General features: G+C 70.1%; 13 protein-coding genes. 2 read left to right on the top strand and 11 right to left on the bottom strand.

What is annotated here, in order from left to right:
* The 8 genes from P409_RS14900 to P409_RS14865 form a co-directional block, all read right to left on the bottom strand.
* A partial coding sequence (locus P409_RS14900; protein ID WP_034838188.1) for a diaminopimelate decarboxylase family protein occupies nt 1-436 on the bottom strand: 436 nt, incomplete at its 3' end.
* Nucleotides 437-464: 28 nt separating this feature from the next.
* On the bottom strand, nt 465-1,955 hold the full coding sequence (locus P409_RS14895; RefSeq protein WP_034838186.1) for a M81 family metallopeptidase: 1,491 nt from the start codon (nt 1,953-1,955) through the stop codon (nt 465-467).
* 32 nt (nt 1,956-1,987) lie between these two features.
* Nucleotides 1,988-2,938, bottom strand: coding sequence for an ABC transporter ATP-binding protein (locus P409_RS14890; RefSeq protein WP_034838183.1), 951 nt, complete (start codon nt 2,936-2,938; stop codon nt 1,988-1,990).
* A complete protein-coding gene (locus P409_RS14885) occupies nt 2,935-3,888 on the bottom strand; it encodes an ABC transporter ATP-binding protein (RefSeq protein ID WP_034838179.1) in 954 nt (317 codons plus the stop codon). The genes P409_RS14890 and P409_RS14885 overlap by 4 nt, the downstream gene beginning before the upstream one ends.
* 1 nt (nt 3,889) lies before the next feature.
* The gene (locus P409_RS14880) at nt 3,890-4,735 is read right to left on the bottom strand and encodes an ABC transporter permease (RefSeq protein WP_034838175.1); all 846 of its coding nucleotides are present in this window, start codon (nt 4,733-4,735) and stop codon (nt 3,890-3,892) included.
* A complete protein-coding gene (locus P409_RS14875; RefSeq protein ID WP_034838173.1) occupies nt 4,732-5,661 on the bottom strand; it encodes an ABC transporter permease in 930 nt (309 codons plus the stop codon). The genes P409_RS14880 and P409_RS14875 overlap by 4 nt, the downstream gene beginning before the upstream one ends.
* A gap of 24 nt (nt 5,662-5,685) precedes the next feature.
* Complete coding sequence (locus P409_RS14870; RefSeq protein ID WP_081991512.1) at nt 5,686-7,272, bottom strand: ABC transporter substrate-binding protein; 1,587 nt, start codon at nt 7,270-7,272, stop codon at nt 5,686-5,688.
* Between the two features lie 40 nt (nt 7,273-7,312).
* Complete coding sequence (locus P409_RS14865) at nt 7,313-8,185, bottom strand: MurR/RpiR family transcriptional regulator (RefSeq protein ID WP_034838170.1); 873 nt, start codon at nt 8,183-8,185, stop codon at nt 7,313-7,315.
* Between the two features lie 170 nt (nt 8,186-8,355).
* On the opposite strand from P409_RS14865, the gene P409_RS41230 reads away from it, so the two are divergent.
* On the top strand, nt 8,356-8,484 hold the full coding sequence (locus P409_RS41230; protein WP_274519162.1) for a hypothetical protein: 129 nt from the start codon (nt 8,356-8,358) through the stop codon (nt 8,482-8,484).
* 84 nt (nt 8,485-8,568) lie between these two features.
* Nucleotides 8,569-8,961 carry a hypothetical protein gene (locus P409_RS14860; RefSeq protein WP_034838167.1) on the top strand — a complete coding sequence of 131 codons (393 nt, stop codon included), beginning with the start codon at nt 8,569-8,571 and terminating at the stop codon, nt 8,959-8,961.
* A gap of 25 nt (nt 8,962-8,986) precedes the next feature.
* Here the strand turns inward: P409_RS14860 and P409_RS14855 are convergent, their stop codons facing one another.
* From P409_RS14855 to P409_RS38900, 3 genes are all read right to left on the bottom strand, one after another.
* On the bottom strand, nt 8,987-9,877 hold the full coding sequence (locus P409_RS14855; protein WP_034838165.1) for a glycine betaine ABC transporter substrate-binding protein: 891 nt from the start codon (nt 9,875-9,877) through the stop codon (nt 8,987-8,989).
* A gap of 28 nt (nt 9,878-9,905) precedes the next feature.
* Nucleotides 9,906-10,685, bottom strand: coding sequence for an ABC transporter permease (locus tag P409_RS14850; RefSeq protein ID WP_034838161.1), 780 nt, complete (start codon nt 10,683-10,685; stop codon nt 9,906-9,908).
* Nucleotides 10,682-11,037 (bottom strand): CBS domain-containing protein (locus tag P409_RS38900; protein ID WP_034838157.1); only part of this gene is annotated, 356 nt, incomplete at its 5' end. The genes P409_RS14850 and P409_RS38900, both read right to left, overlap by 4 nt.

Below are 11,037 nucleotides of genomic sequence, written 5' to 3'. Positions count from 1 at the left end.
TCGCCGGAGTCCGCCGCAGCTCGAACGGCGAGTCGACGTTGATCGCCTTGATCCCTCGGCCGATGGCTTCGCCGATCTCTTCGACCGTCTTGGCCACGCCGTTGAAGACGATGCGGTCCGGCGCCACGCCGGCGGCCAGCGCCTTGTGCAGCTCGCCGCCGGAATTGACCTCGGCGCCCAGCCCCTCCTCCCGCACCGCGGCCAATACCGACAGGTTCGAGCAGGCCTTGCTGGCATAGCAGACCAGCACGCGCGGATGCCCGGCCTCCGCCGCTTGGCGGAAGCGTCGGGCATTGCCCCGCAGCCGCGCCTCGGAGAAGACGAAGAGCGGCGTGCCGTGCGCCCGCGCCAGGGCGACCAGGTCGTGGCCGTCGAGCGTCAGCCGTCCGTCCGCCGCGCCGTAGCCGCGCGGCGGCGTGACCGCGAGATGGTTCATGATCCCCTCCCCAGCAACCGCGATCGGGTCAGAGGCTCATCTCCGGGTCCAGCGGGTAGATCGGCCGCGGCACGTTCCGATACGGCATCTGCCGGTAGTTCAGCGTGCACAGGGCGCCGCTGTCGCAGACGATGACCTTGCCGGCGATCGGCTCGAACGCCGCCCGGAAATGCTGCATCGATTTCAGCCCGACCACGCGATGCGCCGCGGGGTCGATGCCGAAGGCTCGGAACTGCTGCAGGTCCAGCATCTGCGACGGCTCGCTGACCACCAGCACGGTGATGCCGTCGACCTGGATCACCGCGCTGGGCCCGAAGCTGAACTCGATGCCGCCCAGCATCGGCCCGTCGCCGACCAGCTTGCCGTCGCTGGTCCACAGCAGCGTCGCCGCCACATCCAGCGGGCCGCCGCCGAAGCGCGGATCGGTCTTGCCGCCCAGGCGCAGCTGCTGGGTCTCGCCGGCCTTGACCCCGTGCAGCTGCTGCACCGTCTCGGGGTCGACGATCGGGCCGAAGCAGGCCTTGCCGATGCCGGCCTGCAGCAGCGCGCCCAGCAGGGTGGTGGCGTCGCCATAGCCGCCGGCGCCGGGGTTGTCGGCATAGTCGGCGATGATCAACGGCCGGTCGCCCTGCCAGTCCCGCGCGATCGCCGCGGCCTCGGCCACGCTGTGGAAGGTGTTCAGCACATCGAACCGCGCGTCCCAGATCTTGTCGGCGATGCTCTCGGCGAAGGCGCGGTGCGGCGCCTCGTCCCCCTCATAGGTCACCAGCACGGTCGGCCCGACCTCCGGGATGTCGGCGTTGGGGAAGGCGCCGTTGATGCTGACGGCGAAGGCGCCGCCGCGCCCCTCATAGGCCCGCGCCTCCGCGATCCAGTCGACCATCGGGCCAACATCGGTGCGGCCGGCATTGATCTCCTCCAGCATCGGCCGGCGGACCAGCAGCGTCCTCGGCCGGATCTCCCCCGCCATGGTCCGGTGCAGCAGCCCGCCGGCATGGCGCGCGATCTCCCGCATGTCGATATGGGGATAGGTCTTGTAGGAAATGATGATGTCGGCGTGCCGGCACATCCTCTCGGTGACATTGGCGTGCGGGTCCAGCGTGATCGCGATCGGCAGGCCGGGCCCGACCGCCTCGCGCAGCCGCTCCAGCAGCTCGCCCTCCCCGTCCGGCGAGAAGTCGGTGACCATGGCGCCGTGCAGGGCCAGCAGGATGCCGTCCAGCGCGCCCTTCGCCTCGGCCGCCGCGCGGACGATGGCGCCGCCCAGCCGGTCGAAGGCGTCACGGGTCACGGGGCCGGCCGGCTCGGCCGCGGCGCTCAGCACATGCCGCAGGGTCCAGCCATGCTCACGCGCGACGTCGCGGAAGCCGGCGATGCCGGTGTTGGCGTCGCCCAGGGCGCGGATCGCATCCTCGCCGAAATACAGCTCGCGCCGGGCGAAGGCGTCGTAGTCGGTCGGGTGGATGTTGAAGGTGTTGGTCTCGTGCGCGAATTCGGCAGTCAGGACGCGAAAGCTCATGGTTGCTCCTCCGGTCGGCCTCTGATGGGCCTTCAGGTCAAAGGGTGGTGGCAGGCCGCCTGCTGCCCGCCGGCATGGCCCGGCACGGCGGCCAGCGTCGGCAAGGTTCGGCGGCACAAATCGGATGCGCGGGGGCAGCGCGCGGCGAAGGCGCAGCCCGGCGGCGGGTCCCAGCCACTGGGGATCTCGCCGGACAGGCGGGTGATCTGCCGGCGGCGGCGCGGGTCGGGCTCGAAGGTGCTGTCCAGCAGCGCCCTTGTGTAGGGATGGGCCGGCTGCGCCCCGCTGGGCAGGGTCTCGACGATGCGGCCCAGATACATCACCAGGATCCGGTCGCAGAAGTACCGGACCAGGCCGAGGTCGTGCGAGATGAACAGGTAGGTCAGCCCCAGTTCGCGCCGCAGCCGGTCCAGCAGCGCGATGATCTGGGCCTGGACCGAGACGTCGAGCGACGCCGTCGGCTCGTCCAGCACCACCAGCGACGGCCGCAGCGCCAGGGCGCGGGCGATGCCGACGCGCTGCTTCTGGCCGCCGGACAGCTGGTGCGGATAGGCCCGCGCCAAAGCGGGCGCCAGCCCCACCATCTCCAGCAGGCCGGCGACCTCGCCCTCCCCCGGCGGCAGGCGCTGCACCCGGAACGGCTCCAGCAGCGCGTCGCGGACGGAGTAGCGCGGATCGACCGCCGAATACGGGTCCTGGAACACCAGCTGCATCCGCCGCCGCAGCCGGCGCAGCTCGCCCCGCGCCAGGCCGCCGACCTCCTGCCCGTCGAAGCGGATGCTGCCGGCGCTGGCGGGGATCAGGCGCAGCACCAGCCGCGCCAGGGTGGACTTGCCGCAGCCGGATTCGCCGACGATGCCGACCACGCTGCCGCGGGGCACGGCGAAGGAGACGTCGCTGACGGCGTGGAACACGCGCCGGCGGAACAGCCCGCCGCCGGCGAAGCGCCGGCTGAGGCCGGAGATGGACAGGAGCTCGCTCATGCCGCCTCCGCCAGATGGCAGGCCGCGCCATGGCCGTCGGGGTCGCCGCGCAGCGCCGGCACATCCGCGCGGCAGCGGTCGGTGGCGCAGGGGCAGCGGGGATGGAAGCGGCAGCCCGGCGGGTGGTCGGCGGCGCCGGGCACGATGCCGGGGATGCCGCTCAAGCCCCCGGGCGGCGTGTCCTCGCGCGGGATGCAGCGGATCAGCGCCTGGGTGTAGGGGTGCCGGGGCTGGCCGAAGATGGCGCCGACCGGCGCCCGTTCGACCACCCGGCCGCAATACATCACCGCCACCCGGTCGCAGGTCTGGGCCACCACGCCCATGTCGTGGGTGATCAGCACCAGGGCCAGGCCGCGGTCGCGCACCAGCTCGACCATGATCTGCACGATCTGGGCCTGCACCGTGACGTCCAGCGCCGTCGTCGGCTCGTCCGCCACCAGCAGGTCGGGGTCGCCGGCCAGGGCCATGGCGATGACGATGCGCTGCTTCATGCCGCCGGACAGCTGATGCGGGTACAGCCCGTACACCGCCGCCGGGTCGGGGATTCGCAGATCGGCCAGCAGGTCCAGGCTGCGGGCGCGGGCAGCGCGCCGGTCCAGCCCGAGATGCAGCCGGGCCGACTGGTCGATCTGCGGCCCGACCCGCATCATCGGGTCCAGCGAGGTCATCGGGTTCTGGGTGATCAGCGCCATGTGGCCGCCGCGCAGGCGGCGCAGCTGGCGCTCCGGCAGCCCCACCAGCTCCTGCCCGTCGAACCGGATCCGCCCGGCCTCGATCCGGCCGCCGATCTGGGGCAGCAGGCCCATCACCGCCAGCGCGGTCAGCGACTTGCCGGAGCCGGATTCGCCGACCACGCCCAGGATCTGGCCGCGGTCGACGGCGAAGCCGACATCGTCCACCGGGGCCAGCGGGCCGATGCCGATGCGCAGCCCTTCGACGGTCAGCAGCATCTCAGGCCTCCCGCAGCCGGGCGCGGATGTCCAGCGCCGCGATCAGGGCGTCGCCGAACAGGTTCAGGAAGACGACGGTCAGCGCCACCGCCAAGCCGGGCAGCAGGATCACCCAGGGCGCGATGAACAGCTGCGCGGACCCGGCGCTCATCATCGCGCCCCAGCTCGGGATCGGCGGCTGCGCGCCCAGGCCGAAGAAGCCCAGCGTCGCCTCCAGGATGATGGCGTCGCCGGTGGCCAGCATCGCCGCCACCAGCACCGGTGCCAGGGCGTTGGGCAGCAGATGGGCGAACAGCACATGGCCATGGCCGGCGCCGAGATTGACCGTGGCCTCGACATAGGTCTCGCCCTTCAGCGACAGCACCTGGGTGCGCGTCAGCCGGGTGAACTGGGCGAGATAGGCAATGGCGATGGCCAGCAGCACGCCCTGCAGCCCAGGGCCGATGATCGCCACCAGGATCAGCGCGATCAGGATCTCCGGGAACGACCAGGTCAGGTCGACGGCCACCATCACGGTACGGTCGAAGGCGCCGCCGAAATAGCCGCAGGCGGCGCCCAGGGCCAGGCCCAGCAGCACCGACACGCCGATCGCGGTGACGCTGACCGACAGTGAGGTGCGGGCGCCGTTGAGGATGCGCGACAGCACGTCCCGCCCCAGCTCGTCGGTGCCCAGCAGATGCTCAGCCGAGGGCGGCTGGTTGACGATCGACAGGTCCTGCTGGTCGTAGGGATACGGCGCCAGCCAGGGGGCGAAGACGGCGCCGGCCACAAGCAGCATCAGGTACAGGCCGGCGATGCCGCCCTTGACGGTCGACAGCGCGGAAAGGAGGGCGGGGCGGCGGGTCATAACGGCCGCGCCTCGCGCTGGCGCGGGTCCATCGCCGCCTGGACGATGTCGCCCAGCAGCGTGCCCAGGATCACCGCCATGGCCAGCATCAGCAGGCAGCCCTGCACCAGCGGATAGTCGCGCTGGTTCAGGGCGCGGATCAGCAGCGACCCCAGGCCGGGCCGGGCGAAGACGTATTCGATGGCGACGGCACCACCCAGGATCCAGCCGATGCGCAGCCCCAGCACCGTCACCACCGGCAGCAGGGCGTGGCGCAGCACATGGCGCAGCTGGATGGTCCAGGGCGGCAGGCCCTTGGCGTGCAGCAGCAGCACGAAATCCTGCCGCGACGCCTCGATCATCGCCACCCGGGTCACCCGCGCCACCAGGGCGATGCCGCCGGCGCCCGCGGCGATCACCGGCAGGATCAGCGAGGTCCAGCCGCGGGCGCCGGACACCGGCACCCAGCCTAGCGACACCGCGAAGACCAGGATCAGCAGCAGCCCCAGCCAGAAGCCGGGAACGGTCGATCCCAGCAGGATCAGCCCGGTCACCGCATCGTCGATCCGGCTGCGGTGAAAGCTGGCCGCCACCGCCCCGGCGGTGATGCCGACGATGGTGGAGAAGGCCAGTGCCAGCCCGCCCAGCGCCAGGCTGAACGGCAGGTTCTGGGCGATCAGGTCGGCGACCGGGCGGCGCTGGATGATGGCGGTGCCGAGATCGCCGGTCAGAAGCCGCCCCATCCACACGACATATTGCTCGGCCAGGCTGCGGTCGAGGCCGTATTTGGCCGCGATCTGGGCCCGCTGCGCCGGGGTCGACCCGACCCGCATCATGTTGTCGATCGGGTCGCCCGGCACCAGGTGGATGATGAGGAACACCACCACCGAAACCACCAGGAAGACCGGCACAAGCAGCGCCAGGCGCCGCAGCACGAAGGCGATCATCTCGGCCTCCCGGTCCGCGCCGTGCTACTCGGCGACCTTGAGGTCGACGAAGGTCTGCTGGCTCAGCTGCGGGCCGCGGATTACGGCGGGCACCTGCAGCCGGGTCTTGTTGAACGCCATGTTCTGCGCCGGCTCGTAGATCGGCGCGAAGACGAACTGGCTCAGCAGGTATTCGTGGTACTTGCGGAAATTCGCCTCGCGCTCCGCCCCGGTGTGGGACTGGTGCATGGCGATCTCGTTCAGCTCCTCCGACTTCGGGTCGTTCCACATCGCCACGTTCGGGTAGAACAGGCGCTTGCCGCTGAAGCACCAGTCGAGGATGTCGGCGTTGTTCCAGCCATACGTACTGATCACCAGCTGGTGCTCGCCCTTCTTGTACTGGTCGCGGATGGTGCTGGTGTCGAAGACGGTGATGGCGGCGTCCATGCCGATGGCCTTCAGCTGGGCCTGCACGATCTCGGCGATGCGCTTGAATTCCGTCTCCGCCCGCGTCCACAGCTTGACCGACAGGCGCTTGCCGTCCTTGACCCGGATGCCGTCATCGGCGCGGACCCAGCCGGCCTCGTCCAGGATCTTGTTGGCCCGGGCGGCGTCGTAGCGGATCTCGACCTTCGGATCGACCTTCGATTCCGGCAGCGACGCGATCAGGAACTGGTGCGCCTCGGTGCCGACGCCGTTGTAGACGGTCTTGAGGATCGCGGCCTGGTCGATCGCCAGCGCCGTCGCCTCGCGGACCCGGATGTCGGTGAACGGCTCCAGTTGGGTGTTGATCGGCATGTAGGTCACGCCGAAGCCGGGCTGGGTGCGGAAATCGATGTCCGGCTCCGACTTCAGCTGCGACAGGTAGTCGGTGGGCAGGTCCAGCAGCATGTCGACGCCGCCGGTCTTCAGCTCCAGGAAGGCGGTCGACTGGTCCGGGATCTCGCGCAGCGTCAGCCGCTCGATATGCGGCGGGCCCTGGTTCTCCGACAGGTCGGTGCCCCAGGCATAGTCGTCGTTGCGGACCAGAACGGTCTCCTGCCCGACCGTGAAGCTCTCCAGCTTGTACGGGCCCGTGCCCACCGCCTCGGTCACGCCGTAGCCGTCGCCGGCGGCGTCGAAGGCCTTCGGGCTGGGGATGCCCATGAAGGCGCTGGCCAGGTTGAAGATCAGGTTCGGTTCGGGCCGCTTCATCACGAAGCGCACGGTGTATTGGTCCACCGCCTCGACATGGTCGATCGCGTCGACCATGAACTCGTTCTCGGTGCCCTTGTATTTCGGGATCCACCAGACGATGGTCTGGGCATTGAACGGCTCGCCATCGGTGAACTTGACGCCCTGGCGCAGCTTGAAGGTCCAGCTCATGCCGTCCGGACTGGACTCCCAGGACGTGGCCAGATGGGGATGAAAGGACTGGTCGGCATCCTGCTCGACCAACCGGTCATAGATCAGCGACGCCCCGGTATTCAGGATGGCGCCGCGGATCGGGTCGTAGTTCGGCACGCCGGCTTCGGCGCTGCCCAGCACCACCACCGCCTCCTGCGCCGCCGCCGGCCGCAGCGGCAGCATCGCCGTCAGGGCCAGGCCCAGCACGCCGGCCAGGCGGACTCCGCCTGTCGTCAATCCCGTCATGTCTGCCTCCGTGTTTCCGTTTTTGTCCTGGCCGGCCGCGTCAGCGGTCGGGGATGCGGCCGACATGGCCGATGAAGTCGTTGTACAGTTCCGCGATCCGGTTCAGCCGGTCCTCGACCTCGGGGCCCAGCTCGCTGAAGATGCCGTTCAGCAGCAGCTGGATCAGCGACACCATCGGCGCGGTCGAATCCCAGAACAGGTTGATCTCGGTCGGCACCGCGAAGACCTCGGTGGCGCAGTCATGGCCCCAGTCGCAGAACTGGTCGGTCACCAGCGTCACCGGCATTCCGGCATCCCGCGCCCGCCGGGCCAGCAGCGGCGCCTGCTGCGAGTAGCGGCGGGCATCGAACAGCACCAGCGCGGCGCTGTCCGGGTCGGTCAGCAGCACCTCGGCGAAGTTGCCGGAGGACAGGTCGACCAGATGCACCCCGTCGCGCAGGTAGCGCAGCTGATGCACCATGATCGCGGCGATGCCGCGCTCGGTCTGGAAGCCGGCGACGAAGACCCGCGGCACCGTCGCCAGCCGCCGCACCACCGTCTTCCACTGCGGCGTCTGCGCCAGCTCATAGACCCGGACGATGGCGGCGATCTCCAGCTCCAGGCTGCGCGCCATGTCGCCCCCGCCGCCGCGGCTGCGGGCCTGGAATTCGCGCAGCCGGTCGCCGATCAGCCAGGGGCTGTCGCCGATGTCCGATTTCAGGTCGGCTTTCAGGTCCTTGAAGTGCTGGTAGCCGATGGCCCGGCAGAAGCGGCCGACGGTCAGTTCGCTGACACCGACCTTGCGGGCGATGGTCGCCGAGGTCTCGAAGGGCAGCTCGCTCAGATTGGCCAGCATGTAGGTGGCGATGGCGCGCCCCGCCGCGGTCCCGTCCTGCAGGCTTTCGGTCAGTCTCTGGCGCACCGATCCGGTCACGACGAGCTCCCTGTTTCGGGAGAGACTGTCAGCTTTCTGATCTTTATGCAACACAAGGTTGTTTTCTGACAGAGCGGCCGGCCGCTGCGCACGGACACGGGGCGCCGTTGACAGCGCCAGATGGCGGGGGCATTGACGCTGCCGACGGCGGCATCGGGACAGGGGCCGGCATGGACGACGACCGCATCATCACGAAGATCCTCGGCGACAACATGATGGTCGGGACCGCAAGGCAGTTCCTGATCCTGGGGCTGATATCGGTCCTCGGCGGCACCATTGCCTGGCTGATCGGCCCCTAGGCCGCGCCGGGGCTCGCGGCGGAATCCGCGACGGCCGCCGGGACCGGTATGATCGCCTCCGGACACCAAGGATGGGAGCGACGCATGCGAAGAGCGGGAGCCGCGCTGGTGCTCATGGGGGCGATCGCGCTGTCGGCAGGGGACGCCCGGGCGAACCAGGCCCGGTTGGCGGATGTCTGCTACGGGGCGGTGCTCGATGCCGCGACGGCGTACGCGCTCGGCGGCGTCCAGCGCCAGGCCGAGGATGAGAGGACGGGGCATTCCGGCATCGCCCGTCGCCTCAAGGCGATCCAGGACGAGCTGACGCAGCAGATGGGCGCCGCCCTCGATGCCGGGTGCCCGTCCGATCCGTTCGAGCAGCTCATCGCCTGCTTCCAGTCGCGGAGCGACGGCAGCGGCCAGAATGTGCCCAAGGCCAGCGCCTGCGTCGAACAGGTGACGGGGAGACGGGACGACCCCGGCATCGGGGCCAGATAGTCGCCGGCCGCATGGCGCCGCAGCGTCAGAGGAAGCCGCCCTCCTTCAGATAGGCCGCGGCGACCGCCTCGATCGATTTCTTCTGCACGTCGACCTCGCCGTTGAGGCGCTGCATCGTAGCGTCGTCCAGGCGGGTGGCCAGGCTCTCGAGCAGCGGCTTGAGGTCGGGATGCGCGTCGAGCACCTCCTTCCGCACCACCGGGACGAGCGCGTAGTTGGGGAAGAAGCCCTTGTCGTCCTTCAGCAGAATGAGGCCCATTGCGGCGATCCGGCCGTCGGTCGCCGCCACCACCGACACGTCGACATCGCCATTGGCCAGGGCCGGGAACACCAGGCCGATCTCCATCGGCCGGACATTGGCCCGGCCGGCCTTGAAGTCATAGGCCTTCTGCAGGCCCAGGAGCCCGTCCTCCCGCTTCGGGAACTCCGCCGTGGTCGCCATCACCGGGTCCTTGCCGTCCTTGTAGGCGGCGGCGAGGTTGGACAGCGTCGCCATCCCGTCGGTCTTCGGATTGCCCTTGCGGATGGCCAGGGCATAGGTGTTGTTCGCCTTGGACGGCGCCAGCCACACCAACCCCTTGGCGCCGTCGAGCTCCTTCACCTTGGCGTAGGTCTCCTCCGGCGTCAGCTTGTCGGTGATCTTGTTGAAGGTGACCAGCGAGGTGCCAGTGTATTCCCAGTACAGGTCGACCTCGCCGCTTTCCAGGGCGGCGCGGACGATGTTGGTGCCCATCCCGTCCTTCTTCTCGACCGTGTAGCCCTTGGCCTCCAGCAGCTGCTTCGTCATCTCGGCCAGCAGGAACTGCTCGGTGAAATCCTTGCCGCCGACGGTCAGCTCAGCCGCCGCGGCCGCGCCGCCGAAGGCCAGAAGCGCGATCGCCGACAGGATCGCCCGCTTCAGTCTCGTTCCGATCATTGTCCTTCTCCCTGTCTGGTTGTCTCCTTCACCGCAGCGGGTTGACCCCGCGCGACACGAGATGCATCTGCAGCCGGCCGACCGCGACATCGACCAGGACGGCCAGCAGCGCCGTCGGGATGGCGCCGGCCAGCATCATCGGCAGGTCGTTCAGCGCGATGCCCGTGAAGATCAGCTCGCCCAGGCCGCCGGCGCCGATCAGGAAGGCCAGCGGCGCGGTGCCGACGCAGATCGACAGAGCGGTCCGGACGCCGCCGAAGATGACGAACAGCGCGTTCGGCAGCTCGACCCGCCGGAACACCTGGCCCGGGGTCATGCCCATGCCCCGCGCCGCCTCGATCAGCGGCGTCGGCACGTTGCGCAGCCCGGCATAGGTGTTGCGGACGATCGGCAGCAGCGTCGCCGCCCACAGGCCGAAGACCGACGGCACCGTGCCGATGCCGAGCACCGTCATGCACAGCGCCAGCACCGCCAGGGTCGGGATCGTGGTGCCGAGATTGAAGACCTGCAGGACCAGCTCGGCCGAACGGCGGAAGGCGGGGCGGGACAGCGCGGCGCCGGCCGGCACGCCGGTCAGGATGGCGAGCCCGCCGGCCCAGGCCACCAGCTCGATATGCTGGATGCCGAGGAAAACGATGTCCTCCTCATAGGACAGGATCTCGGCCGGCATGTCGCTCGAAAACCACCACAGCACGGCCGCCGCGGCCAGCAGCAGCCACAGCAGCGCCGCGATGCCCGGCACCGGCAACGGCCGTCCCGCCGCCAGTGGTGCCACCCGTCCGGCCCAGGCCTTGCCGACATCGCTCATGCCGCCGCCCTCCGCGCCGACAGGCCGCGGATGATGGCGGCATAGGTCAGGGCGCCCTGGATCCGCCCCTCGGCGTCGACGCAGGGCAACAGCGGCATGTCATGCGCGAACATCAGCGCCACGGCGCTGCGCAGGTCGGCGGTGAGGGGGATGGTGGCGCGGATCGGCTCGGCGCAGTCGCCGCAGGTGCCGCTGCGGACGGCCCCCGCCCGGCTGCCGGAGACCATGGCGCCGGGCCGGCCGTCCGGGTCCAGCACCAGTACGGCCGGGCAGCCGCTGGCCTGCATCAGCTCGCGCGCCCGGCCGACCGGATCCTCGCGCCGGACCGTGCCGGCCGGCCCAGCGGCACGTC

It is taken from the genome of Inquilinus limosus MP06, assembly GCF_000767795.1.
In the GTDB taxonomy this organism is placed as follows: domain Bacteria; phylum Pseudomonadota; class Alphaproteobacteria; order DSM-16000; family Inquilinaceae; genus Inquilinus; species Inquilinus limosus_E.
This window is presented reverse-complemented; position numbering and strand designations above follow the sequence as displayed.

Bases quoted from the DNA above. Each gene is read 5' to 3' on its own strand.
- P409_RS14895 (WP_034838186.1), bottom strand. From the start codon at position 1,955: ATGAGCTTTCGCGTCCTGACTGCCGAATTCGCGCACGAGACCAACACC.
- P409_RS14890 (WP_034838183.1), bottom strand. From the start codon at position 2,938: ATGAGCGAGCTCCTGTCCATCTCCGGCCTCAGCCGGCGCTTCGCCGGC.
- P409_RS14885 (WP_034838179.1), bottom strand. From the start codon at position 3,888: ATGCTGCTGACCGTCGAAGGGCTGCGCATCGGCATCGGCCCGCTGGCC.
- P409_RS14880 (WP_034838175.1), bottom strand. From the start codon at position 4,735: ATGACCCGCCGCCCCGCCCTCCTTTCCGCGCTGTCGACCGTCAAGGGC.
- P409_RS14875 (WP_034838173.1), bottom strand. From the start codon at position 5,661: ATGATCGCCTTCGTGCTGCGGCGCCTGGCGCTGCTTGTGCCGGTCTTC.
- P409_RS14870 (WP_081991512.1), bottom strand. From the start codon at position 7,272: ATGACGGGATTGACGACAGGCGGAGTCCGCCTGGCCGGCGTGCTGGGC.
- P409_RS41230 (WP_274519162.1), top strand. From the start codon at position 8,356: ATGGACGACGACCGCATCATCACGAAGATCCTCGGCGACAACATGATG.
- P409_RS14860 (WP_034838167.1), top strand. From the start codon at position 8,569: ATGCGAAGAGCGGGAGCCGCGCTGGTGCTCATGGGGGCGATCGCGCTG.
- P409_RS14855 (WP_034838165.1), bottom strand. From the start codon at position 9,877: ATGATCGGAACGAGACTGAAGCGGGCGATCCTGTCGGCGATCGCGCTT.
- P409_RS14850 (WP_034838161.1), bottom strand. From the start codon at position 10,685: ATGAGCGATGTCGGCAAGGCCTGGGCCGGACGGGTGGCACCACTGGCG.